Raw genomic sequence first — 23,082 nt, forward strand, 5'->3', positions numbered from 1 at the left:
CGCACCGCCAACCAACGGGAGTTACATCGTGGCTCGCAAGACTCCGCTCAAGCGTTACCGCAATATCGGTATCGTGGCCCACGTCGACGCCGGTAAGACTACCACTACCGAGCGTGTCCTGTTCTACACCGGTCTGTCCCACAAGGTCGGCGAGGTCCATGAGGGCGCCGCCACCATGGACTGGATGCAGCAGGAGCAGGAGCGTGGCATCACGATCACCTCCGCGGCGACCACCTGCTTCTGGCAGGGCATGAACAAGCAGTTCGATGAGCACCGCATCAACATCATCGACACCCCGGGGCACGTTGACTTCACCATCGAGGTCGAGCGTTCCCTGCGTGTGCTCGACGGTGCGGTCGTCGTGCTGTGCGGTTCCTCCGGTGTGCAGCCGCAGACCGAGACCGTCTGGCGTCAGGCCAACAAGTACGAAGTCCCGCGCATGGTGTTCGTCAACAAGATGGACCGTGCCGGTGCCGACTTCTTCATGGTCGTCGACCAGCTGAAAGACAAGCTGGGCGCCAACGTCGTGCCGATCCAGATCAACTGGGGTGCCGAGGACGAGTTCAAGGGCGTGATCGACCTCATCCAGATGAAGGCCATCCAGTGGGATGAAGCCAACTTCGGGATGAACTACGAGCTGGTCGACATTCCTGCCGATCTGCAGGACAAGGCCGCGGAATACCGCGAGCACATGGTCGAGTCCGCCGCCGAGGCCTCCGAAGAGCTGATGGAGAAGTACCTCGAGGAAGGCGACCTCTCCGAGGAGGAGATCAAGGCCGGCCTGCGTCGTCGTACCCTCGACAACGAGATCGTGCTGGTCACCTGTGGCTCCGCGTTCAAGAACAAGGGCGTGCAGGCGGTTCTGGATGGCGTGATCGAGTACATGCCGTCTCCGACCGAGGTCAAGGCCATCGAGGGTGAGCTGGACGACAAGGACGGCACCATCGCCACTCGTGAGGCCGATGACAGCGCGCCGTTCGCGTCTCTGGCGTTCAAGATCGCCACCGACCCGTTCGTCGGCACCCTGACCTTCATCCGCGTCTACTCCGGCGTGCTGAAGTCCGGCGACAGCGTCTACAACTCCGTCAAGCAGAAGAAGGAGCGCGTCGGCCGTATCGTGCAGATGCACTCCAACTCCCGCGAGGAGATCAAGGAAGTGCTGGCCGGCGATATCGCCGCCTGCATCGGCCTGAAGGACGTCACCACCGGTGATACCCTGTGCGACCTGAATGACAAGATCATTCTCGAGCGCATGGAGTTCCCGGATCCGGTGATCTCCGTGGCCGTGGAGCCGAAGTCCAAGGCCGACCAGGAGAAGATGGGCGTCGCCCTCGGCAAGCTGGCCCAGGAGGATCCGTCCTTCCAGGTCAAGACCGACGAGGAAACCGGCCAGACCATCATCTCCGGCATGGGCGAGCTGCACCTGGACATCATCGTCGACCGCATGCGTCGCGAGTTCAAGGTGGAGGCCAACATCGGTAAGCCGCAGGTCGCCTACCGCGAAACCATCCGTCAGAGCGTCGAGCAGGAAGGCAAGTTCGTTCGCCAGTCCGGTGGTCGCGGTCAGTACGGTCACGTTATCCTGCGCATCGAGCCGTTGACGGCCGAGGACAAGGGCGAAGATGAAGAGATGAGCTTCAAATTCGCTTCCGAGATCGTCGGCGGTGTGGTTCCGAAGGAATACGTGCCGGCCGTCGAGAAAGGGGCCTATGAGCAGCTCCAGAACGGTGTCATCGCGGGCTACCCGATGATTGACGTCAAGGTCACGCTGTTCGACGGTTCCTACCACGACGTGGACTCTAACGAGACCGCGTTCAAGGTCGCCTCTTCCATGGCGATCAAGGAAGGCGCACCCAAGGCCAAGGCCGTGCTCCTCGAGCCGGTGATGAAGGTCGAAGTCGTGACTCCCGAGGAATTCATGGGGGATGTCATGGGCGACCTGAACCGTCGCCGTGGCCTGGTCCAGGGTATGGACGACTCGCCTGCGGGCAAGGTCATCCGCGCCACCGTTCCGCTGGCTGAGATGTTCGGTTACGCAACCGACCTGCGCTCTCAGACCCAGGGCCGCGCGAGCTACACCATGGAGTTCGCGGATTACGAAGAGGCGCCGAACAGCGTCGTTGAAGCCGTCATCAACCAGAACGGTTAACCGTTAGCTAACGTAAAGAGGTCATAGCAGTGGCTAAGGAAAAATTCGAACGTTCCAAAACGCACGTCAACGTCGGTACCATCGGTCACGTCGACCATGGTAAGACCACGCTGACTGCGGCCCTGACTCGCGTGTCCGCGGAAGTCTTCGGTGGCGACGCTCGTGCGTTCGACTCCATCGATAACGCCCCGGAAGAGCGTGAGCGCGGCATCACCATCGCGACCGCTCACGTCGAGTACCAGTCCGAAGAGCGTCACTACGCTCACGTCGACTGCCCGGGTCACGCCGACTACGTCAAGAACATGATCACCGGTGCCGCCCAGATGGACGGCGCTATCCTGGTCTGCTCTGCCGCCGACGGCCCCATGCCGCAGACTCGCGAGCACATCCTGCTGTCTCGCCAGGTCGGCGTGCCGTACATCGTCGTGTTCCTGAACAAGGCCGACATGGTCGACGACGAAGAGCTGCTCGAGCTGGTCGAGATGGAAGTTCGTGAGCTCCTGAGCGAGTACGACTTCCCGGGCGATGACTGCCCGATCATCACCGGCTCTGCCCTGATGGCCCTGGAAGGCAAGGACGACAACGGCATGGGTACCACCGCCGTTGCCAACCTGATCAAGGCCCTGGACGCGTACATCCCGGAGCCGGAGCGTGCCATCGATCAGCCGTTCCTGATGCCGATCGAGGACGTGTTCTCTATCTCCGGTCGCGGTACCGTTGTGACCGGTCGTGTCGAGCGCGGCATCGTCAAGTCTGGCGAAGAAGTCGAGATCGTCGGCATCAAGGACACCACCAAGACCACCGTTACCGGTGTCGAGATGTTCCGCAAGCTGCTCGACGAAGGTCGTGCCGGCGAGAACATCGGCGCCCTGCTGCGCGGCACCAAGCGTGACGACGTCGAGCGTGGTCAGGTCCTGGCCAAGCCGGGCACCATCACCCCGCACACCAAGTTCGAGGCCGAGGTGTACGTGCTGTCCAAGGACGAGGGTGGTCGTCACACTCCGTTCTTCAAGGGCTACCGTCCGCAGTTCTACTTCCGTACCACCGACATCACCGGTACCTGCGAGCTGCCGGAAGGCGTCGAGATGGTCATGCCGGGTGACAACGTCAAGATGGTTGTCAGCCTGATCGCCCCGGTCGCCATGGACGAAGGTCTGCGTTTCGCCGTTCGTGAAGGCGGTCGTACCGTCGGCGCCGGCGTCGTGGCCAAGATCGTCGAGTAAGCATTACGCTGATCGAGCGATCGAAGGGGGCTCCTTGCGGAGCCCCCTTTCTGCGCACCGTCACGAGGGGTTTGACTCTCGTCGGTGGCGCGCCTATAATGCGCATCCTTTGAATGCGTGGGTTGACGGCTCGCGCCGTCAAGATCCATTGGAGTTTAGGGCAAATGCAGAACCAGAAGATTCGCATTCGGTTGAAGGCCTTCGACCACCGCCTGATCGACCAGTCCGCCGCGGAGATCGTTGATACCGCCAAGCGTACCGGCGCCCAGGTGCGGGGTCCGATTCCTCTGCCGACCAATCGCGAGCGTTACACCGTGCTGATCTCTCCGCACGTGAACAAGGACGCCCGTGATCAGTACGAGATTCGTACTCACAAGCGTGTGCTCGATATCGTCGAGCCGACCGAGAAGACCGTTGATGCACTGATGAAGCTCGACCTCGCCGCCGGCGTGGACGTGCAGATCAAGCTCGACTGAGACCACACTAGACACTCGCGGCCCAGCGCCTGTCAGAAGTTCGCACAGGCAGCAGCCGCCGCGCCGGGATGGCGCCACACAACGTGCTAGTGGAATGCTCTGGAAAGGGCAGCCATAGCGGGTGATAGCCCCGTACACTAAAGGAGACGTAGTAATGACTATCGGTTTGGTCGGTACGAAGGCCGGGATGACCCGTGTCTTTACCGAAGACGGCGCCTCAGTGCCCGTGACCGTGATCGAGGTTGATCCGAACCGCGTGACTCGCGTCAAGACCGTCGAGTCCGACGGCTATGCCGCGGTGCAGGTGACAACCGGTTCCCGCAAGGCCAAGCATCTCTCCAAGGCCCAAGCCGGTCAATTCGCGAAAGCCGGCGTTGAGGCTGGTCGTTCGCTGATGGAGTTCCGCCTGGACGAAGGTGTCGAGGCTCCGGAAGTGGGCGGCGAACTCACCGTATCCCTCTTCGAGGCTGGTCAGAAGATCGACGTGACCGGCTCTTCCAAGGGTAAGGGTTTCCAGGGCGCCGTGAAGCGCTGGAACTTCCGTACCCAGGACAACAGCCACGGTAACTCCCTGGCCCACCGTGCTCCGGGTTCCATCGGCATGTGCCAGACCCCGGGTCGCGTGTTCAAGGGCAAGAAGATGGCCGGTCAGCTCGGCAACGAGCGTTGCACCGTCCAGAGCCTGGAAGTCGTCCGTGTCGACGCCGAGCGTAACCTGCTGCTGGTCAAGGGTGCCGTGCCCGGTGCCACCGGCAGTGATGTCATCGTGCGCAGCGCCGTCAAAGCAGGCTGAAGGGGAATTTACCGATGAATCTGAATCTTGCAGGTGCTGGCGGCACCGTCGAAGTCGCCGAAGCCACCTTTGGCAAAGAGTTCAACGAAGCACTCGTGCACCAGGTCGTCACCGCCTATCTGGCCGGTGGTCGTCAGGGCACCCGCGCCCAGAAGAACCGTTCCGACGTGCGTGGCGGCGGCAAGAAGCCGTGGCGCCAGAAGGGCACCGGTCGTGCCCGTGCCGGTACCATCCGCTCGCCGATCTGGCGTGCCGGCGGCGTGACCTTCGCGGCTCGTCCGCAGGACTACACCCAGAAGGTCAACCGCAAGATGTACCGCGCGGCCATGCGCTCGATCCTTTCCGAGCTCGTGCGCCAGGAGCGTCTGGTGGCCGTCGACGCCTTCGCCGTCGAGACCCCCAAGACCAAGCAGCTGGTCGCCAAGCTCAACGAGCTGGGCCTCGAGGACAAGGTGCTGATCGTCACCGAAGAGGTCGACGAGAATCTGTACCTCGCCGCCCGCAACATCCCCAACGTGGATGTCGTGGACGTCGCTGCCGCCGACCCGGTGAGCCTGGTTGCCTTCGACAAGGTCCTGGCCACCGTCTCCGCTCTGCGTAAATTCGAGGAGAAGCTGGCATGAACCAGGAACGTGTATTCAAGGTGCTGCTGGGTCCGCACGTGACCGAGAAGGCCGCCATGGCCGCCGAGCGCAACCAGTACGTGTTCAAGGTGGCAAGCGACGCGACCAAGCCCGAGATCAAGACCGCCGTGCAGGAACTGTTCGGCAAGAAGGTCGACAGCGTTCAGGTCCTGAACGTCAAGGGCAAGACCAAGCGCACCGCGCATGGCACCGGTCTCCGTAAAGGCTATCGCAAGGCGTACGTCACCCTGGCCGCCGGCGAGACGCTCGAAGACTTCTCTGGCGCCGAGTAAAGGCAGGAGCACGGATCATGGCAATCGTCAAGACTAAACCTACTTCCGCCGGTCGTCGCCACGTCATCAAGATCGTCGGCGATGAGCTGCACAAGGGCCGCGCGTACGCGCCGCTGCTCGAAAAGCAGTCCAAGTCCGGTGGCCGTAACAACTACGGTCGCATCACCACCCGCCACGTGGGCGGTGGTCACCGTCAGCACTACCGGATCATCGACTTCAAGCGCACCAAGGATGGCATTCCCGCCGTCGTCGAGCGCCTGGAGCACGATCCGAATCGTAGCGCCCACATCGCGCTGCTGAAGTACATGGACGGCGAACGTCGCTACATCATCGCTCCGCGCGGTGTGAAAGCCGGCGACCGTCTCGAGTCCGGCGTGAATGCAGCGATCAAGAAGGGCAACGCCCTGCCGCTGCGCAACATCCCGCTGGGTTCCACCGTGCACTGCATCGAGCTCAAGCCCGGCAAGGGTGCTCAGATCGCTCGCAGTGCCGGCACCAGCGCCCAGCTGGTGGCCCGTGAAGGCAACTACGCCACCCTGCGTCTGCGCTCCGGCGAGATGCGCAAGGTGCTGGCCGAATGCCGCGCGACCCTGGGTGAGGTGAGCAACTCCGAGCACAGCCTGCGTCAGCTTGGCAAGGCCGGTGCGAAGCGCTGGAAAGGCGTGCGCCCGACCGTTCGCGGTGTGGCCATGAACCCGGTGGATCACCCGCACGGTGGTGGTGAAGGCCGCACCAGCGGTGGTCGTCATCCGGTGTCTCCGTGGGGTATGCCCACCAAGGGCCACAAGACCCGCAAGAACAAGCGCACCGACAAGCTGATCGTCCGTCGCCGCAAGGCCCGGAAATAAGATCCCACGCCAAGACATTAAGAGGTAACGGCTGTGCCACGTTCACTGAAGAAAGGTCCTTTTATTGACCTTCATCTGCTGAAGAAGGTTGAGACTGCAGTGGAGAAGGGCGAACGCAAACCGATCAAGACCTGGTCGCGTCGCTCCATGATCCTGCCCAACATGGTCGGGCTCACCATTGCGGTCCATAACGGTCGCCAACACGTCCCGGTGCACGTCTCCGAGGAAATGGTTGGCCACAAGCTGGGCGAATTCGCTGCCACCCGCACTTATCGCGGTCACGCGGCGGACAAGAAAGCCAAACGGTAAGCCGAGAGAGGATTAGAGATGGAAGTCACAGCAAAGCTGCGTGGCGCTAGCTTATCCGCCCAGAAGGCCCGTTTGGTGGCTGACCAGGTGCGCGGTAAGCCGGTCGCCGAAGCACTCGACCTGCTGACCTTCTCCCCGAAGAAGGCAGCGAAGCTGGTCAAGAAGGTGCTGCAGTCCGCCATCGCGAACGCGGAAGAAAACAACGGCATGGATATCGACGAGCTGCGTGTCTCGACCATCTGCGTCGATGAGGGCATGACGCTCAAGCGCATCCGTCCGCGCGCCAAGGGCCGTGCGGATCGCATTCTGAAGCGCACCTGCCACATCACCGTCAAGGTAGCCGAGAAGTAGGAGTCGACCAGATGGGTCAGAAAGTCAATCCGACAGGCATTCGCCTGGGTATCGTCAAGGACCATACCTCGGTCTGGTATGCCGAGCGCGGCGCCTATGCCGATAAGCTGAACAACGACCTCGAGGTGCGTAGCTTCCTGGAAGAGCGTCTCAAGAACGCCTCTGTCAGCAAGATCACCATCGAGCGTCCGGCCAACAACGCCCGCGTGACCATTCACACCGCCCGTCCGGGCATCGTGATTGGCAAGAAGGGCGAGGACGTCGACAAGCTGCGTCGCGAAGTCACTCAGATGATGGGTGTGCCCGTTCACGTCAACATCGAGGAAGTCCGCAAGCCGGAGCTGGACGCCCAGCTCGTCGCGCAGAACATCGCCGGCCAGCTCGAGCGCCGCGTCATGTTCCGCCGCGCCATGAAGCGCTCCGTCCAGAACGCCATGCGCCTGGGCGCCGGCGGTATCAAGGTGCAGCTCTCCGGCCGTCTCGGCGGTGCCGAGATCGCCCGCACCGAATGGTATCGCGAAGGTCGCGTGCCGCTGCACACCCTGCGTGCGGACATCGACTACGCCACCTACGAAGCCAAGACCACCTACGGCATCATCGGTGTCAAGGTCTGGGTCTTCAAGGGTGAAATCCTCGGGGGCATCGAGGAGGTCCGCGCCAAGGCCAAGCAGCCGCAGAGCGCGCCCTCCAAGAAGAAAGGTTCCAAGTAAGGGGAGAGCGAGTCGATGTTACAACCCAAGCGTTTGAAATTCCGTAAGGTGCAGAAAGGCCGCAACCGTGGCCTGGCGCATCGCGGTAGCAAGGTGAGCTTCGGCGAATACGGCCTCAAGGCCACTGGCCGCGGTCGTGTCACCGCCCGTCAGATCGAAGCCGGTCGTCGTGCCATCACGCGTCACGTCAAGCGTGGCGGCAAGATCTGGATCCGTGTCTTCCCCGACAAGCCGATTTCCAAGAAGCCGTTGGAAGTCCGTATGGGTAAGGGCAAGGGCTCCGTCGAGTACTGGGTCGCGCAGATCCAGCCCGGCCGTGTCCTGTACGAGATCGAAGGCGTTTCCGAGGAGCTGGCTCGCGAGGCATTTGGTCTCGCCGCGCAGAAGTTCCCGGTCTCCACCACCTTTGTGAAACGGACGGTGATGTGATGAAAGCCCAGGAAATTCGTGAAAAGTCCGCAGAGCAGCTCAAGGAGCAGCTCCTCGAACTCCTCCGCGAGCAGTTCAACCTGCGCATGCAGAAGGCCACCGGCCAGCTCAGCCAGACGCATCTGCTCAAGCAGGTTCGTCGGGATATCGCCCGGGTGAAGACTGTGCTCAACGAGAAGGCAGGTGTCTGAGATGGCCGAAGAGAAAAAAGCCCGTACGCTCACCGGTAAGGTGGTGAGCGACAAGATGGACAAGTCCATCGTTGTGATGATCGAGCGTCGTGAGCGCCACCCGATCTACGGCAAGTACGTCAAGCGCTCCACCAAGCTGCACGCCCATGACGAGGCGAACCAGGCCAAGGCTGGCGACACGGTCTCCATTCAGGAAAGCCGTCCGCTGTCGAAGAAAAAGGCCTGGGCCCTGGTCGAAGTTCTCGAACAGGCCAAGGGTTGATCGGCAAACGCCAGTCGAACCAGTGCAGTCAGTTTAGGTTTGGAGAAAACCGATGATTCAGACTCAGACAATGCTGGATGTCGCCGACAACAGCGGGGCGCGCCGGGTGCAGTGCATCAAGGTGCTCGGCGGTTCACACCGCCGCTACGCCCGCGTTGGTGACATCATCAAAGTCACGGTGAAAGAAGCCATCCCGCGTGGCAAGGTCAAGAAAGGCCAGGTCCTCAAAGCGGTGGTCGTTCGCACCCGTAGTGGCGTCCGTCGTAACGACGGTTCGCTGATCCGCTTCGATGGAAATGCGGCCGTTCTGTTGAACAACACCAACGATCAGCCGATTGGTACCCGGATCTTCGGTCCGGTGACCCGTGAACTTCGTACTGAGAAGTTCATGAAGATCATTTCCTTGGCGCCTGAAGTGCTGTAAGGAGCGAGGCGGATATGCAAAAAATTAAACGTGACGACGAAGTCGTCGTCATCGCCGGGAAAGACAAGGGCAAGCGTGGCACCGTGAAGCGCGTCCTCCAGGACGACCGCTACATTGTGTCCGGTGTGAACATGATCAAGCGTCACACCAAGCCCAATCCCATGGCGGGTAATCAGGGCGGTATCGTCGAGCGCGAGGCTCCGATTCACGCGTCCAACGTGGCCATCTTCAACCAGGAGACCGGTAAGGCAGATCGCGTCGGCGTCCAGGTTCAGGAAGACGGTACCAAGGTACGTATCTACAAGTCGACGCAAGCGCAGATCGACGCCTAACGCGAGTCGGGTAGCAAAATGGCGAACTTGAAAGAACGTTATCAAAACGAGGTGGCGGCTAAACTCCAAGAGCAGTTCAGCTATGCCAACGTTATGCAGGTGCCCAGGATCACCAAGGTGACCCTGAACATGGGCATCGGCGAAGCGACCAGCGACAAGAAGCTGATCGACAACGCCATCGGTGACCTGGAGAAACTCTCCGGTCAAAAGCCGCTGGTGACCAAGGCGCGCAAGTCCATCGCGGGCTTCAAGGTGCGTGAAGGCTGGCCGATCGGGATCAAGGTGACCCTGCGCTCCGAGCGCATGTGGGACTTCCTCGATCGCCTGGTGAATATCGCGATCCCCCGCGTTCGTGACTTCCGTGGTCTCAACCCGAAGTCCTTCGACGGTCGTGGCAACTATTCCATGGGGGTGCGTGAGCAGATCATCTTCCCGGAGATCGAGTATGATAAGATCGATCGGATCCGTGGTCTGGATGTCACCATCACCACCACCGCCAACACCGATGAAGAAGGTCGTGCGCTGCTGAGCGCATTGAACTTCCCGTTCAAGAAATAAGGGTGGGATCATGGCAAAGAAAAGCATGGTAGAGCGTGAGGCGAAGCGCGCCGAGCTGGTGGAGAAGTATGCCGCCAAGCGCGCCGAGCTCAAGGCGATCATCCAGGACGTGAACGCTTCTGACGAAGAGCGCTTCGATGCGCAGCTCAAGCTGCAGCAGCTGCCGCGTGACTCCAGCCCGGTGCGCCAGCGCAACCGCTGCCGCGTCACTGGCCGTCCGCACGGCTACTACAACAAGTTCGGCCTCGGCCGCAACAAGCTGCGTGAAGCCGCCATGCGTGGCGATGTACCCGGACTCAAGAAGTCCAGCTGGTAACGTCACGTAGAATCATCAGGAGCGCAACGTAAATGAGCATGCAAGACACTCTGGCGGATATGTTCACCCGTATCCGCAATGCGCAGATGGCCACCAAGGAGACGGTTTCCATGCCGTCCTCCAAGCTCAAGGTCGAGGTGGCCCGCGTGCTGAAGGAAGAGGGTTATGTCACGGACTATGCCGTCAGCGAAGAGGCCAAGCCGTCGCTGACCGTGACCCTCAAGTACTTCGAAGGCAAGCCGGTCATCGAACATCTGCAACGGGCTTCCAAGCCGTCTCTGCGCAGCTACAAGGGCAAGGACTCCCTGCCCAAGGTTGCCGATGGCCTGGGTATCGCGATCGTCACCACCTCCAATGGTGTGATGACCGACCGCGCGGCCCGTCTGGCCGGTGTCGGTGGTGAAGTCATCTGCACCGTATTCTAGGAGTTTGGAATGTCACGCGTAGCCAAATATCCGGTTAAAGTGCCCGCCGGCGTCGAGCTCAAGCTCGACGGCGACCAGCTGTCCGTCAAGGGCAGCCAGGGCGCGCTGTCCATGACCGTTCACCCCGACGTGGCGATCGCTCATGAGGAAGGTCAAGTGACCTTCCAGCCGAGCGAGTCCGCCAAGAGCTGGGCGATGGTCGGCACCACCCGTGCCCTGGTTCAGAACCTGGTCACCGGTGTTTCCGAGGGCTTCACCAAGTCCCTCGAAATTAATGGCGTCGGTTATCGTGCCCAGGCCAAGGGCCAGACGCTGAACCTGACACTGGGCTTCTCACACCCGGTCGACTACGAACTGCCTGAAGGTGTCGTGGCGGAAACGCCGAAGAACACCACTATCGTGCTGAAAAGCGCGGACAAGCAGAAGCTCGGCCAGGTTGCCGCGGAAATTCGCGCTTACCGTCCGCCCGAGCCCTATAAGGGCAAGGGTATCCGGTACGGCGACGAACAAGTCCGCCGCAAAGAAGCCAAGAAGAAGTAAGGCAGGGTTATGAACGCGAAGAAAGAATCTCGTCTCCGTCGTGCCCGCCGCGCTCGCGCCAAGATCCGCGAGCTGGGCGTGTATCGCCTGTGCGTCAACCGTACCCCGCGCCACATCTACGCGCAGATCATCTCGCCGGATGGTGGCAAGGTCCTGGCCAGCGCTTCCACGCTGGACAAGGCCCTGCGCGAGGGTGCGACCGGTAACGTCGACGCCGCCACCAAGGTCGGCGCGCTGATTGCCGAACGGGCCAAGCAGGCAGGCATCACCCAGGTGGCCTTCGACCGTGCCGGTTTCAAGTACCACGGTCGTGTCAAGGCCCTGGCCGACGCCGCTCGTGAAGGCGGCCTGGAATTCTAAAGGGTTTTACGATGGCGAAGAACGAACAGCAAAGCGGCGATCTGCAGGAAAAACTCGTGCAGGTCAACCGTGTCGCCAAGGTGGTCAAGGGTGGCCGGATCTTCGGCTTCACCGCCCTGACCGTCGTCGGCGACGGTAACGGTCGTGTTGGCTTCGGTCGTGGCAAGGCGCGTGAAGTGCCGGTCGCGATCCAGAAGGCCATGGACCAGGCGCGTCGCAACATGGTCAAGGTCAACCTGAAAGGTGCCACTCTGCAGTACGCCGTCAAGGCCCGTCACGGTGCCTCCAAGGTGTACATGCAGCCGGCTTCCGAGGGTACCGGCATCATCGCCGGCGGCGCCATGCGCTCCGTGCTCGAGCTGGCCGGCGTCCATGACGTCCTGGCCAAGTGCTACGGCTCCACCAATCCGGTGAACGTGGTGCGTGCGACCGTCAACGGTCTGACCGCCCAGCGCTCTCCGGAAGACGTGGCCGCCAAGCGCGGTCTGTCTGTCGAAGCGATCACGGGGTGAGTACCATGACAGCTACGATCAAGGTTACCCAGACCCGCAGCACCATCGGCGTGCTGGCCAAGCACAAGGCCACCATGAAGGGCCTCGGCCTGCGTCGCATCGGTCACACGGTCGAACTGGAAGACACCCCTGCCGTTCGCGGCATGATCCACAAGGTCAACTACCTTGTGCGTGTTGAGGGAGAGTAATCCATGAAACTCAATAGCCTGAGCCCGGCACCGGGCTCCAAGCACGCCGAAAAGCGCGTCGGTCGTGGCATCGGCTCCGGTCTGGGCAAGACCGGTGGCCGGGGCCACAAGGGCCTCAAGTCGCGCAGCGGCGGCAGCGTGAAGCCCGGCTTCGAAGGCGGTCAGATGCCGCTGCAGCGTCGTCTGCCGAAGTTCGGTTTCACTTCCGCGAAGTCGCTGGTCTCCCAGGAAGTCCGCCTGGCCGAACTCGGCCGGGTCGAGGGTGACGAAGTCACCCTGGACACCCTGAAGCAGGCCAACGTGCTGAAGGATGCCACCCAGTATGCCAAGGTGATCCTTTCCGGCGAACTGAACAAGGCGGTTACCGTCCGCGGACTCAAGGTCACCAAGGGTGCCCGTGCCGCGATCGAAGCCGCCGGCGGTAAGGTAGAGGACTAAATGGCCAAGTCAGGAAATATGCCGGCGATGGGCAGCGGTCTGAGTGAACTCTGGGCGCGTCTGCGCTTCGTGCTCCTCGCCATCGTGGTCTACCGTATCGGTGCCCACATTCCCGTTCCCGGTATCAATCCTGACCAGCTTGCTGCCTTGTTCAGGGAGCAGCAGGGCACCATCCTGGGCATGTTCAACATGTTCTCGGGCGGTGCCCTGGAGCGCATGAGTATCTTCGCACTCGGCATCATGCCGTACATCTCCGCGTCGATCATCATGCAGCTGCTGACCGCCGTCTCGCCTCAGCTGGAGCAGCTGAAGAAGGAGGGCGAGGCCGGTCGTCGCAAGATCAGCCAGTACACCCGCTACGGCACCGTACTGCTGGCTCTCGTCCAGGCCACCGGCATGTCGGTGGGCCTGGCGAGCCAGGGTATTGCCTACACGGCCGACTTCAGCTTCTATTTCACCGCCGTCGTCACCTTCGTGTGCGGCGCGGTGTTCATGATGTGGCTGGGCGAGCAGATCACCGAGAAGGGCATCGGCAACGGCATTTCGCTGCTGATCTTCGCGGGGATCGTCGCCGGTCTGCCGGGGGCCGTGGGCCAGGCCTTCGAACTGGCCCGTAATGAAGGCGCATGGAACGTGCTGCCGCTGCTGGCCTTGTCCCTTCTGGGCATCGCCACCGTGGCCTTCGTGGTGTTCATCGAGCGCGGCCAACGCCGCATCACGGTGAACTATCCGCGTCGCCAGGTCGGCAACAAGATGTACGCCGGCCAGAGCAGCTATCTGCCGCTCAAGGTCAACATGGCGGGCGTTATTCCGGCGATCTTCGCCTCGAGCATCCTGCTGTTCCCGGCTTCGCTGGGTCAGTGGGTCGGTGCCGGGGACGGCATGGAGTGGCTGCAGCGTGCCTCCCAGGCTCTTGGCCCGGGTCAGCCGCTGTACATCTTGCTTTTCGCGGCAGCGGTGGTATTCTTCTGCTTCTTTTACACAGCGCTGGTCTTCAATCCCAAGGACGTCGCCGACAACCTCAAGAAGTCGGGGGCCTTCCTTCCGGGCATCCGCCCCGGCGAGCAGACCGCTCGCTACGTCGACAAGGTCATGACCCGTCTGACCCTGTTCGGTGCCCTCTACATCACTGCTGTTTCCCTGATGCCCCAGTTCCTGATCGTGGCCTGGAACGTACCGTTCTTCTTCGGCGGTACTTCGTTGCTGATCGTGGTGGTGGTCATCATGGACTTCATGGCCCAGGTGCAGTCGCACCTCATGTCGCATCAGTACGATTCGGTGATGAAGAAGTCCAACCTGAAAGGCTACGGCAGCGGCGGCATCACGCGCTGAGTGCGCCGCTGGTGAATTGGCGCGCCGCGAGCTGAATTGTTGGCTCGCGACGCGGGCCAACAATGGAGAGGAACGATGAAAGTTCGAGCTTCCGTGAAGAAAATGTGCCGTAACTGCAAGATCATTCGTCGCAATGGCGCCGTGCGCGTCATCTGCAGCGAGCCGCGGCACAAGCAGCGTCAGGGCTGATTCCTGACACTGCACTAAACCGGGTGCCGGCATGCCCCTTGCCCTTCGCAGGGTGAAGGGGTATGCTGTTGCGCCTTTTGTAGATGATTAATCGAGCAAGCCGCTCAAATTTCGGAGTAAGCTGATGGCCCGTATTGCAGGCGTCAATATCCCGGACAACAAGCATGCGGCGATCTCGCTGACCTATATCTTCGGGATTGGCCGCACTCGCGCACAGGACATCTGTGTCGCGGCCGGCATTGCGCCGACCACCAAGATCCAGGAGCTGTCTTCTGACGAAGTCGACACCCTGCGTTCCGAAGTCGGTAAGTACACCGTTGAAGGCGATCTTCGTCGTGATGTGACGCTGAACATCAAGCGTCTCATGGACCTGGGTTGCTATCGTGGTCTGCGTCATCGTCGTGGTCTCCCGCTGAAGGGTCAGCGGACCAAGACCAATGCGCGCACCCGTAAGGGTCCGCGTAAGCCGATTCGCAAATAACACGCACGTTCTGCGTAACGACAGGAATTGACATCAACATGGCTAACCCGCGTAGCAACCGTAAAAAGGTTAAAAAGCAGGTAGTGGATGCCGTCGCGCATATCCACGCCTCTTTTAACAACACGATCATTACGATCACAGACCGCCAGGGCAACGCCCTTTCCTGGGCGACTGCCGGTGGTTCGGGTTTTCGTGGTTCTCGCAAGAGCACCCCGTTCGCTGCCCAAGTGGCAAGTGAACGTGCAGCGACCGCTGCAGCCGAGTATGGTGTGAAAAACGTCGACGTGCTGGTCAAAGGCCCCGGTCCGGGCCGTGAATCCGCCGTGCGTGCACTGAATGCCGCCGGCTTCCGCGTGCAAAGCATCACCGACGCGACGCCCATTCCGCACAATGGCTGCCGTCCGCCGAAGAAACGCCGCGTTTAAGGAGACAGATTCATGGCTCGTTATATTGGACCGAAGTGCAAACTGTCTCGTCGTGAAGGCACCGACCTCTTCCTGAAGAGCGGTGTCACTCCCTTCGAGAAGAAGTGCAAATCCGAGCAGATCCCGGGTGTGCACGGCCAGCGTCGTCAGCGGATTTCCGACTACGGCTTGCAGCTTCGCGAGAAGCAGAAAGTACGCCGCATGTACGGCGTGCTCGAGAAGCAGTTCCGCAACTACTACAAGGAAGCGGCCCGTCTGAAGGGCGCGACCGGTGAGCTGTTGCTGCAGCTTCTCGAATCCCGACTGGACAACGTCGTCTACCGCATGGGCTACGGCGCCACTCGCTCCGAGGCCCGCCAGCTGGTGAGCCACAAGGCGATCGCCGTCAACGGCAAGACCGTCAACGTGGCGTCCTACCAGGTCAAGCCGGGTGACGTGGTCTCCGTCCGCGAAAAGGCCAAGAACCAGGCGCGTATCCAGAACGCCCTGAGCATCGCCGCCAACCGTGGCGATGTCGCCTGGGTCGAGGTCGATGCCAAGAAGATGGAAGGCACTTTCAAGGCTCTGCCTGAACGCGGTGACCTGTCTGCCGACATCAATGAGCAACTGATCGTCGAGCTGTACTCGAAGTAAGCGGCGATCGCCGCGCCGCCCTCCCCGCGGGGTGGGCGGCCTTCAGTACCGAGTATCCGTTTGGCAGCCTGAAAGGTATTCATCATGCAGCGTTCAGTGACAGAGTTTCTCCGTCCTCGCGACATCAAGGTCGAAGAGATCAACGCGCACCACGCAAAGATCGTGCTCGAGCCCTTCGAGCGTGGCTTCGGCCACACTCTGGGCAACGCTCTGCGTCGTATCCTGCTCTCGTCCATGCCCGGCTGTGCCGTGGTAGAAACGGAGATCGCCGGTGTCGACCACGAGTACAGCGCGATCGAGGGCGTCCAGGAAGATGTCATCGAAATCCTCCTGAACCTCAAGGACGTGGCGATCAAGATGCACAGCCGCGACGAGGCGGTGCTCTCGCTGAACAAGCAGGGCCCGGCCATCGTGACCGCGGGTGACATCGCCCTCGACCACGACGTCGAGATCGTCAACCCCGAGCACGTCATCGCGCACGTCAACGAAGGCGCCGAGCTGAAGATGCAGCTCAAGGTGGCCCGCGGCCGCGGCTATGAGCCGGCGGACGTTCGTGGCGACGCCGACGACGAGTCTCGCGCCATCGGCCGACTGCAGCTGGATGCGACCTTCAGCCCCGTGCGTCGGGTTTCCTATAACGTCGAGGCCGCGCGTGTCGAACAGCGCACCGACCTCGACAAGCTGATTCTCAATCTGGAAACCGACGGCACCCTGGATCCGGAAGAGGCGATCCGTCGCAGCGCGACTATCCTGCAAGAGCAGCTGGCCGCGTTCGTCGACCTGGAAGCCGACAAGGAACAGGAAGTGGAAGAGGAAGAGGATCACATCGATCCGATCCTGCTGCGCCCCGTAGACGATCTCGAGTTGACCGTTCGCAGCGCCAACTGCCTGAAGGCCGAGAACATCTACTACATCGGGGACCTGATCCAGCGCACCGAGGTGGAGCTGCTGAAGACCCCGAATCTCGGCAAGAAGTCCCTGAACGAAATCAAGGACGTGTTGGCCGCCCGTGGTCTGTCCCTGGGTATGCGGCTGGAAAATTGGCCGCCCGCTAGCCTGAAGGACGACAAGGCCTCCGCGTGAGCGTCGACTCGAGTCCCAGTTTGGTAAGGAATCACAACCATGCGTCATCGTAAGAGTGGTCGTCATCTGAATCGCACCAGCTCGCACCGCCAGGCCATGTTCCAGAACATGAGCGTGTCGCTGGTCGAGCACGAGGTGATCAAGACAACCCTGCCCAAGGCCAAAGAGCTGCGTCGTCACATCGAGCCGCTCATCACTCTGGCCAAGCAGGACAGCGTCGCCAACCGTCGTCTGGCCTTCAGCCGCACCCGCTCCAAAGAAGTGGTCGGCAAGCTCTTCAACGAGCTGGGTCCGCGTTACGCCAATCGCCCGGGCGGTTACGTCCGTGTGCTGAAGTGCGGTTTCCGCACCGGCGACAACGCACCCATGGCCTACGTCGAACTGGTCGACCGTCCGGTCGTCGAGGAAGCCGCCGAGGATTGATCCTCGCGCGCGACCTCAAGGTCCGACACGAAACCGGCTCCCTAGGGAGCCGGTTTTTTTTGCGCCGAGCCACAAGCGCCAAGCCGCTCGATGAGGGACGGCGGCAGCCGTCCGCCAAGAAGAAACCCCGCCGATCCTATGGTCTGCGGGGTTTCTCTTTTTCATCTTGCTCTATCTTTGGCCGCTTGGCCGCTTGGCCGCTTGGCCGCTTGGCCGCTTCCGGGGCGCTGTCAGGCTGTGGCTTCCGGCTGCTCCTTGCCGGCCTTTGCCCGCGCCAGCAGTGGCTGGAGGAAGCGCCCGGTGTGCGAGACCTCCTGGCGGGCGACCTGCTCCGGCGTGCCCTCGGCGATGATCCGCCCGCCGCCGGAGCCGCCTTCGGGGCCGAGGTCGATCAGCCAGTCGGCGGTCTTGATCACATCCAGGTTGTGCTCGATCACCACGATGCTGTTGCCGTGGTCGCGCAGGCGGTGGAGCACGGTCAAGAGCTGGCGGATGTCCTCGAAGTGCAGGCCGGTGGTGGGCTCGTCGAGGATGTAGAGCGTCTTGCCGGTATCGCGCTTGGCCAACTCCCGGGCCAGCTTGACGCGCTGGGCCTCGCCGCCGGACAGCGTGGTGGCGCTCTGGCCCAGGCGGATGTAGGACAGCCCCACGTCCATCAGCGTCTGCAGGCGGCGGGCGATGGCCGGGACCGGGCTGAAGAACTCGAGCGCCTCCTCGACGGTCATCTCCAGCACCTCGTGGATGCTCTTGCCCTTGTACTGCACCTCGAGGGTCTCGCGGTTGTAGCGCTTGCCCTTGCACACGTCGCAGGGCACGTAGATGTCCGGCAGGAAGTGCATCTCCACCTTGATCATGCCCTCGCCCTGGCAGGCCTCGCAGCGCCCGCCCTTGACGTTGAACGAGAAGCGGCCGGGCTTGTAGCCGCGGGAGCGTGCCTCCTGGGTGCCGGCGAACAGCTCGCGGATCGGCGTGAAGATGCCGGTGTAGGTGGCCGGATTGGAGCGCGGCGTGCGGCCGATCGGGCTCTGGTCGATGTCGATCACCTTGTCCAGGTGCTCGAGGCCCTCGATGCGGTTGTGGGCCGCCGGGCTCAGCGCCGTGGCGCGGTTGAGCTCGCGGGCGGCGATCGGCATCAGCGTCGAGTTGATCAGCGTCGACTTGCCGGAGCCGGAGACCCCGGTCACGCACACGAACAGCCCCAGCGGCAGGCGCAGGGTCACGTCCTGCAGGTTGTTGCCCCGGGCGCCGTGCAGTACCACCTGCTTCTCGGGGTTGCCGGGGATGCGCCAGGGCGGCACCTCGATGCGTTTCTCGCCGGACAGGTACTGGCCGGTCAGCGAGTCCGGCGTGGCCATGACCTGCTCGGGGGTGCCTTCGGCCACCACCCGGCCGCCGTGGACGCCGGCGCCGGGGCCGATGTCGAGCACGTGGTCGGCGGCGCGGATGGCGTCCTCGTCGTGCTCGACCACGATCACGGTGTTGCCCAGGTCGCGCAGGTGCTCGAGGGTGTGCAGCAGGCGGTCGTTGTCGCGCTGGTGCAGGCCGATGGAGGGCTCGTCGAGGATGTACATTACCCCGACCAGGCCGGCGCCGATCTGGCTGGCCAGGCGGATGCGCTGGGCCTCGCCGCCGGAGAGCGTCTCGGCGCTGCGCTCGAGGTTGAGGTAGTCGAGCCCGACGTTGACCAGAAATTCGAGGCGCGCGCGGATCTCGTTGAGGATCTTCTCGGCGATCTCGCCCTTGCGCCCCGGCAGCGACAGGGCCTGGAAGTAGGACAGCCCCTCGCCGATCGGCAGGCGCACCACGTCGGGCAGGGTCTGATCGTCGATGTAGACGTGGCGCGACTCCTTGCGCAGCCGCGAGCCGTGGCAGGTCGGGCAGGGCTGCACGGCGATGTGGCGAGCCAGCTCCTCGCGCACCGAGTTCGACTCGGTCTCGCGATAGCGGCGCTGCATGTTGGGCAGCACGCCCTCGAACGGATGCTCGCGGATGACCTTGCGGCCGCGGTCGTTGACATAGTGGAAGGCGATCTCGTCGCTGCCGCTGCCGTGCAGGATGACCTCGCGCTCGTGGCGGGCGAGGTCCTGCCAGGGCGTCTCCAGGGTGAAGCGGTAGTGGTCCGCCACCGCCTGCAGCTGGTTGAAGTAGTAGACGCTGCGACGGTCCCAGCCCTTGATGACGCCCTCGGCCAGCGACAGTTCGGGATGGCTGATCAGCTTGTCGGGGTCGAAGTACTGCTGCACGCCCAGGCCGTCGCAGCTCGAGCAGGCGCCGGCCGGGTTGTTGAACGAGAACATCCGCGGCTCGAGCTCGGAGATCGAGTAGCCGCACACCGGGCAGGCGAAGCGCGAGGAGAAGGCGATGTCGTCGCGCTCGCCGTCCATGAAGTGGAGCAGCGCGGTGCCGTTGGCCAGCCCCAGGGCGGTCTCGAAGGACTCGGCCAGGCGCTGCTCCAGGCCCTCGCGGACCTTGATGCGGTCCACCACCACGCTGATGTCGTGCTTCTTGTTCTTGTCGAGCGGGGCAATGTCGTCGAGCTCGAGCACCTGGCCGTCGACCATGGCGCGCACGAAGCCCTGGGCGCGCAGTTCGGCCAGCAGCTGCAGGTGCTCGCCCTTGCGGCCGCTGACCACCGGGGCCAGCAGCATCAGCTTGCTGCCCTCGGGCAGTGCCGTCACCTGGTCGACCATCTGCGAGATGGTCTGGGCCTCGAGATCCTCGCCGTGCTCGGGGCAGCGCGGCGTGCCGGCGCGGGCGAACAGCAGGCGCAGGTAGTCATAGATCTCGGTGATGGTGCCCACGGTGGAGCGCGGGTTGTGGGAGGTCGACTTCTGCTCGATGGAGATCGCCGGCGACAGGCCCTCGATGTGGTCGACGTCGGGCTTTTCCATCATCGACAGGAACTGCCGGGCGTAGGTGGAGAGCGACTCCACGTAGCGCCGCTGGCCCTCGGCGTAGAGGGTGTCGAAGGCCAGCGACGACTTGCCGGAGCCCGACAGCCCGGTGACCACGATCAGCTTGTCCCGGGGCAGCTCGACGTCGATCTGCTTGAGGTTGTGGGTGCGAGCACCCCTGACCAGAATCCTGTCCATTCCTACCTCGCGGGCCGCGGCAAAAGATCGATTATACGGGCCCGGCCGGGAGTGCGGCAAAGTCGCTCGATGAGGCGGCGTTTCGTGTGCCGAAGCGACGCGGTAGAATACGCGGTCCATCATCTCCGGGGCCCCGCGCCCTCCCTCTGGAAGCACTGGAATCGCTATGTCCAAGGCCAGCTTGCTGTTAGCCGCCGAGCGGCGGGCCATCGTCGGCCTGGCCGGGCTCTATGCCACGCGCATGCTCGGCCTGTTCATGGTGCTGCCCGTCCTGGCACTGAAGGCCGAGGAGCTGATCGGCGCCACGCCGCTGCTGGTCGGGTTCGCGCTCGGCATCTACGGCCTCACCCAGGCCGTGCTGCAGATCCCCTTCGGCCTGCTCTCCGACCGCATCGGGCGCAAGCCGGTAATCGCCGGCGGGCTGCTGCTGTTCCTGGTCGGCAGCGTGGTGGCGGCCCAGGCCGACAGCATCGCCGGCATCATCCTGGGGCGCTGCCTGCAGGGCAGCGGCGCCGTGGCCGCCGCCATCATGGCGCTGCTGGCGGACCAGACCCGCGAGCAGGTGCGTACCGCCGCCATGGCCACCATCGGGCTGTCGATCGGCGTCGCCTTCGCCGTGGCCATGGTGCTGGGGCCGCTGGTGTCGGCGCACTTCGGCCTGTCCGGCGTGTTCTGGTTCACCGCCGCCCTGGCCGTGCTGGGGCTCGGCGTGCTGTGGAAGCTGGTGCCCCGGGCGCCGCAGCGGCGCGGGCACCAGGACGTGGGCGTCGACCGTGACCAGCTCAAGGGGCTCGTCGGGCGTCTCGACCTGTGGCGCCTCAATGCCTCCATCTTCGGCCTGCACCTGGTGCTGATGGCGATCTTCGTCGCCGTGCCGTTCCGGCTGGTCGACGCCGGCATCGCCGAGCCGCATCACGGCCTGGTGTACCTCGGCGTGATGGGGCTGTCCTTCGTGGCCATGGTGCCGCTGGTGATCGTGGCCGAGAAGCGGCGCAAGATGAAGCTGATGTGCCTGGGGGCCATCGCCGTCATCGTCGCCAGCCTGCTGGGCCTGGGCCTCGAGGGGCACGGCCTGATGCCGCTGATCGGCTGGCTGTTCGCCTTCTTCACGGCGTTCAACCTGCTCGAGGCGACGCTGCCGTCGATGATCAGCAAGCTCGCTCCGGCCGGCGCCAAGGGCACCGCCATGGGGCTGTATTCCACCAGCCAGTTCCTGGGCGCCTTCCTCGGCGGCGTGCTGGGCGGCTTCCTGTCGCAGCACTTCGGCCTGACGGCGGTGTTCCTCGGGGTGGCCGTGATCGGCCTGGCCTGGTTCGTGTTCATGCTCGGCATGACGCCGCCGCGGCATCTCTCCAGCGAGGTGGTGGCGCTGGCCGAGCAGCAGCAGGACGATGCCCTCGACGCCCTGATGGCCCGCTTCGCCGCCGTGGCCGGCGTCGAGGACGTGCTGGTGGTGCCCGAGGAGCGGCTGGCCTATCTCAAGGTCGACCGCGAGCGGCTGGACACCGAGGCCCTGTCGCGGCTGACCGGGTCACGCTGACCGGGTCACGCTGACCGAGCCTCGGCGATCGCCGCTCCGCCGGCGGCGTCGAGGCGGGAACTCGCGTATAGTATCGGGATCGGTCTTTCACGCGCGGGTGCGGCCGGCTTTCACGCGCGGGTGCGGCCGGCGCGTCAATCTACCTACATGCATTCGAGCGTTCCGGGGGCCGGGGCTCTTCGCCCGGGCCTCGCCCGGCGGTCCGCCCTCCGACAGAATCAAGGAGTCAACCATGGCCCGTGGCGTCAACAAGGTCATTCTCATCGGCAACCTCGGACAGGATCCCGAGGTGCGCTTCACCCCGTCCGGCACCGCCGTGGCCAACCTCAACCTCGCCACCACCGATACGTGGATGGATCGCCAGAGCGGCCAGCGTCAGGAACGCACCGAGTGGCACCGGGTGGTGATGTTCAACAAGACCGCCGAGATCGCCCAGCAGTACCTGCGCAAGGGCAGCAAGGTCTACGTCGAGGGCCGCCTGCAGACGCGCAAGTGGCAGGACCAGAACGGCCAGGACAAGTATTCCACCGAGATCGTCGCCAACGACATGCAGATGCTGGATTCGCGTGGCGGCGAGATGGGTGGCGGCCAGCCGGGCGGCTTCGGCGGCGGTCAGCCGCGTCAGCAGGGCGGCAGCTACGGCCAGACCCAGGGCGGTCAGCCGCAGCAGGGCGGCGGCTTCGGCGGCCCGCAGCAGGGCGGCAACTACGGTCAGCCCCCGGGCGGCCAGCCCCAGCAGGGCGGCGGCTTCGGCGGTCAGCAGCAGGGCGGCCAGCGTCCCGCGCCCCAGCCGGCACCCAACCAGGGCGGCGGCCAGCAGCAGGGTGGCAACTTCGGCGCCCCGGATCCGGGCAGCTTCGACGACTTCGACGACGAGATCCCGTTCTGAGGCGAGCCTCGGCGCGTTCCCCGTGCGGCTTCACGACGCCCTGCTTCGGCAGGGCGTTGTCGTCTGTGCGTGCGCGTTCTCCTGCGGTGCCGGCGGCACGGTCGGCGCTGCCATGACGGCGGGCGGTAATGGTATAGTGGCGCGATTGCCGACGTGAGGGGCGTCCTGTTTCAGGATGCCCCTCACGTCATGGTTCCCAAGATTGTCGCCGTCTGGTGAGTCGTGGTCGCTGCGATCCCGACGCC

Annotated in this window: 33 protein-coding genes; 32 read left to right on the plus strand and 1 reads right to left on the minus strand. The window is 63.4% G+C overall.

Annotation, left to right across the window (positions count from 1 at the left end; all coding sequences use genetic code 11):
• The first annotated feature begins 28 nt into the window (after nt 1-28).
• The 30 genes from fusA (at nt 29) to rplQ (ending at nt 17,316) form a co-directional block, all read left to right on the plus strand.
• On the plus strand, nt 29-2,149 hold the full coding sequence (gene fusA, locus ACGTNF_RS15185) for an elongation factor G (protein WP_394602385.1): 2,121 nt from the start codon (nt 29-31) through the stop codon (nt 2,147-2,149).
• 29 nt (nt 2,150-2,178) lie between these two features.
• Complete coding sequence (tuf, locus tag ACGTNF_RS15190; RefSeq protein ID WP_035596342.1) at nt 2,179-3,372, plus strand: elongation factor Tu; 1,194 nt, start codon at nt 2,179-2,181, stop codon at nt 3,370-3,372.
• 164 nt (nt 3,373-3,536) lie between these two features.
• Entirely contained in the window at nt 3,537-3,848 is a 312-nt protein-coding gene (gene rpsJ / locus ACGTNF_RS15195) for a 30S ribosomal protein S10 (protein ID WP_010626466.1), read from the plus strand.
• A gap of 154 nt (nt 3,849-4,002) precedes the next feature.
• Nucleotides 4,003-4,641, plus strand: coding sequence for a 50S ribosomal protein L3 (rplC, locus tag ACGTNF_RS15200; RefSeq protein WP_016856420.1), 639 nt, complete (start codon nt 4,003-4,005; stop codon nt 4,639-4,641).
• A 14-nt stretch (nt 4,642-4,655) separates the two neighbouring features.
• A complete protein-coding gene (gene rplD, locus ACGTNF_RS15205) occupies nt 4,656-5,264 on the plus strand; it encodes a 50S ribosomal protein L4 (RefSeq protein ID WP_016856419.1) in 609 nt (202 codons plus the stop codon).
• Nucleotides 5,261-5,557, plus strand: a complete 297-nt coding sequence (gene rplW / locus ACGTNF_RS15210; RefSeq protein WP_016856418.1) for a 50S ribosomal protein L23 — start codon at nt 5,261-5,263, stop codon at nt 5,555-5,557. Before rplD ends, rplW begins: the two co-directional genes overlap by 4 nt.
• A 17-nt stretch (nt 5,558-5,574) precedes the next feature.
• On the plus strand, nt 5,575-6,405 hold the full coding sequence (gene rplB / locus ACGTNF_RS15215) for a 50S ribosomal protein L2 (protein ID WP_016856417.1): 831 nt from the start codon (nt 5,575-5,577) through the stop codon (nt 6,403-6,405).
• Nucleotides 6,406-6,438: 33 nt separating this feature from the next.
• Nucleotides 6,439-6,714, plus strand: coding sequence for a 30S ribosomal protein S19 (gene rpsS / locus ACGTNF_RS15220; protein WP_026068605.1), 276 nt, complete (start codon nt 6,439-6,441; stop codon nt 6,712-6,714).
• A gap of 18 nt (nt 6,715-6,732) precedes the next feature.
• Entirely contained in the window at nt 6,733-7,065 is a 333-nt protein-coding gene (rplV, locus tag ACGTNF_RS15225) for a 50S ribosomal protein L22 (protein WP_016856415.1), read from the plus strand.
• An 11-nt stretch (nt 7,066-7,076) separates the two neighbouring features.
• Nucleotides 7,077-7,775 carry a 30S ribosomal protein S3 gene (gene rpsC, locus ACGTNF_RS15230; protein ID WP_016856414.1) on the plus strand — a complete coding sequence of 233 codons (699 nt, stop codon included), beginning with the start codon at nt 7,077-7,079 and terminating at the stop codon, nt 7,773-7,775.
• Nucleotides 7,776-7,790: 15 nt separating this feature from the next.
• Complete coding sequence (rplP, locus tag ACGTNF_RS15235; RefSeq protein WP_136248652.1) at nt 7,791-8,204, plus strand: 50S ribosomal protein L16; 414 nt, start codon at nt 7,791-7,793, stop codon at nt 8,202-8,204.
• The gene (gene rpmC, locus ACGTNF_RS15240; RefSeq protein ID WP_016856412.1) at nt 8,204-8,395 is read left to right on the plus strand and encodes a 50S ribosomal protein L29; all 192 of its coding nucleotides are present in this window, start codon (nt 8,204-8,206) and stop codon (nt 8,393-8,395) included. The genes rplP and rpmC overlap by 1 nt, the downstream gene beginning before the upstream one ends.
• A gap of 1 nt (nt 8,396) precedes the next feature.
• The gene (gene rpsQ / locus ACGTNF_RS15245) at nt 8,397-8,657 is read left to right on the plus strand and encodes a 30S ribosomal protein S17 (RefSeq protein WP_016856411.1); all 261 of its coding nucleotides are present in this window, start codon (nt 8,397-8,399) and stop codon (nt 8,655-8,657) included.
• A gap of 52 nt (nt 8,658-8,709) precedes the next feature.
• Nucleotides 8,710-9,081 (plus strand): 50S ribosomal protein L14, encoded by a 372-nt coding sequence (gene rplN, locus ACGTNF_RS15250; protein ID WP_163577741.1) that lies wholly within the window; start codon nt 8,710-8,712, stop codon nt 9,079-9,081.
• Between the two features lie 14 nt (nt 9,082-9,095).
• Entirely contained in the window at nt 9,096-9,413 is a 318-nt protein-coding gene (rplX, locus tag ACGTNF_RS15255; protein WP_016856409.1) for a 50S ribosomal protein L24, read from the plus strand.
• Nucleotides 9,414-9,431: 18 nt separating this feature from the next.
• Complete coding sequence (gene rplE, locus ACGTNF_RS15260) at nt 9,432-9,971, plus strand: 50S ribosomal protein L5 (protein WP_016856408.1); 540 nt, start codon at nt 9,432-9,434, stop codon at nt 9,969-9,971.
• Between the two features lie 10 nt (nt 9,972-9,981).
• On the plus strand, nt 9,982-10,287 hold the full coding sequence (gene rpsN / locus ACGTNF_RS15265) for a 30S ribosomal protein S14 (RefSeq protein WP_026068604.1): 306 nt from the start codon (nt 9,982-9,984) through the stop codon (nt 10,285-10,287).
• Between the two features lie 32 nt (nt 10,288-10,319).
• Nucleotides 10,320-10,712 carry a 30S ribosomal protein S8 gene (gene rpsH / locus ACGTNF_RS15270; RefSeq protein ID WP_394602386.1) on the plus strand — a complete coding sequence of 131 codons (393 nt, stop codon included), beginning with the start codon at nt 10,320-10,322 and terminating at the stop codon, nt 10,710-10,712.
• 9 nt (nt 10,713-10,721) lie between these two features.
• Nucleotides 10,722-11,252 carry a 50S ribosomal protein L6 gene (rplF, locus tag ACGTNF_RS15275; RefSeq protein ID WP_394602387.1) on the plus strand — a complete coding sequence of 177 codons (531 nt, stop codon included), beginning with the start codon at nt 10,722-10,724 and terminating at the stop codon, nt 11,250-11,252.
• 9 nt (nt 11,253-11,261) lie between these two features.
• On the plus strand, nt 11,262-11,612 hold the full coding sequence (gene rplR / locus ACGTNF_RS15280) for a 50S ribosomal protein L18 (RefSeq protein WP_016856404.1): 351 nt from the start codon (nt 11,262-11,264) through the stop codon (nt 11,610-11,612).
• Between the two features lie 11 nt (nt 11,613-11,623).
• Nucleotides 11,624-12,124 carry a 30S ribosomal protein S5 gene (gene rpsE / locus ACGTNF_RS15285; protein ID WP_016856403.1) on the plus strand — a complete coding sequence of 167 codons (501 nt, stop codon included), beginning with the start codon at nt 11,624-11,626 and terminating at the stop codon, nt 12,122-12,124.
• Between the two features lie 5 nt (nt 12,125-12,129).
• Nucleotides 12,130-12,312, plus strand: coding sequence for a 50S ribosomal protein L30 (gene rpmD, locus ACGTNF_RS15290; RefSeq protein ID WP_183389489.1), 183 nt, complete (start codon nt 12,130-12,132; stop codon nt 12,310-12,312).
• A gap of 3 nt (nt 12,313-12,315) precedes the next feature.
• The gene (rplO, locus tag ACGTNF_RS15295; protein ID WP_016856402.1) at nt 12,316-12,750 is read left to right on the plus strand and encodes a 50S ribosomal protein L15; all 435 of its coding nucleotides are present in this window, start codon (nt 12,316-12,318) and stop codon (nt 12,748-12,750) included.
• Nucleotides 12,751-14,082: a preprotein translocase subunit SecY gene (gene secY / locus ACGTNF_RS15300; RefSeq protein ID WP_026068603.1), complete on the plus strand. Its 1,332-nt coding sequence runs from the start codon at nt 12,751-12,753 to the stop codon at nt 14,080-14,082.
• A 75-nt stretch (nt 14,083-14,157) separates the two neighbouring features.
• On the plus strand, nt 14,158-14,271 hold the full coding sequence (gene rpmJ, locus ACGTNF_RS15305) for a 50S ribosomal protein L36 (RefSeq protein ID WP_008959154.1): 114 nt from the start codon (nt 14,158-14,160) through the stop codon (nt 14,269-14,271).
• Between the two features lie 124 nt (nt 14,272-14,395).
• Entirely contained in the window at nt 14,396-14,752 is a 357-nt protein-coding gene (gene rpsM, locus ACGTNF_RS15310; protein ID WP_394602388.1) for a 30S ribosomal protein S13, read from the plus strand.
• Between the two features lie 38 nt (nt 14,753-14,790).
• Nucleotides 14,791-15,177, plus strand: a complete 387-nt coding sequence (rpsK, locus tag ACGTNF_RS15315; protein WP_013331014.1) for a 30S ribosomal protein S11 — start codon at nt 14,791-14,793, stop codon at nt 15,175-15,177.
• A 12-nt stretch (nt 15,178-15,189) separates the two neighbouring features.
• Nucleotides 15,190-15,810: a 30S ribosomal protein S4 gene (gene rpsD / locus ACGTNF_RS15320; RefSeq protein WP_016856398.1), complete on the plus strand. Its 621-nt coding sequence runs from the start codon at nt 15,190-15,192 to the stop codon at nt 15,808-15,810.
• 84 nt (nt 15,811-15,894) lie between these two features.
• Nucleotides 15,895-16,893, plus strand: a complete 999-nt coding sequence (locus ACGTNF_RS15325; protein WP_394602389.1) for a DNA-directed RNA polymerase subunit alpha — start codon at nt 15,895-15,897, stop codon at nt 16,891-16,893.
• A gap of 39 nt (nt 16,894-16,932) precedes the next feature.
• Nucleotides 16,933-17,316 carry a 50S ribosomal protein L17 gene (rplQ, locus tag ACGTNF_RS15330; RefSeq protein ID WP_394602390.1) on the plus strand — a complete coding sequence of 128 codons (384 nt, stop codon included), beginning with the start codon at nt 16,933-16,935 and terminating at the stop codon, nt 17,314-17,316.
• A gap of 230 nt (nt 17,317-17,546) precedes the next feature.
• Here the strand turns inward: rplQ and uvrA are convergent, their stop codons facing one another.
• The gene (gene uvrA / locus ACGTNF_RS15335) at nt 17,547-20,408 is read right to left on the minus strand and encodes an excinuclease ABC subunit UvrA (protein WP_394602391.1); all 2,862 of its coding nucleotides are present in this window, start codon (nt 20,406-20,408) and stop codon (nt 17,547-17,549) included.
• A gap of 166 nt (nt 20,409-20,574) precedes the next feature.
• Here uvrA and ACGTNF_RS15340 point away from each other — a divergent pair, with 166 nt between their 5' ends.
• A complete protein-coding gene (locus tag ACGTNF_RS15340) occupies nt 20,575-21,948 on the plus strand; it encodes an MFS transporter (RefSeq protein ID WP_016856393.1) in 1,374 nt (457 codons plus the stop codon).
• 232 nt (nt 21,949-22,180) lie between these two features.
• Complete coding sequence (gene ssb / locus ACGTNF_RS15345) at nt 22,181-22,837, plus strand: single-stranded DNA-binding protein (protein ID WP_394602392.1); 657 nt, start codon at nt 22,181-22,183, stop codon at nt 22,835-22,837.
• The last annotated feature ends 245 nt before the right edge of the window (nt 22,838-23,082 follow it).

It is taken from the genome of Halomonas sp. B23F22_10, assembly GCF_043496975.1.
Taxonomy (GTDB): domain Bacteria; phylum Pseudomonadota; class Gammaproteobacteria; order Pseudomonadales; family Halomonadaceae; genus Halomonas; species Halomonas smyrnensis.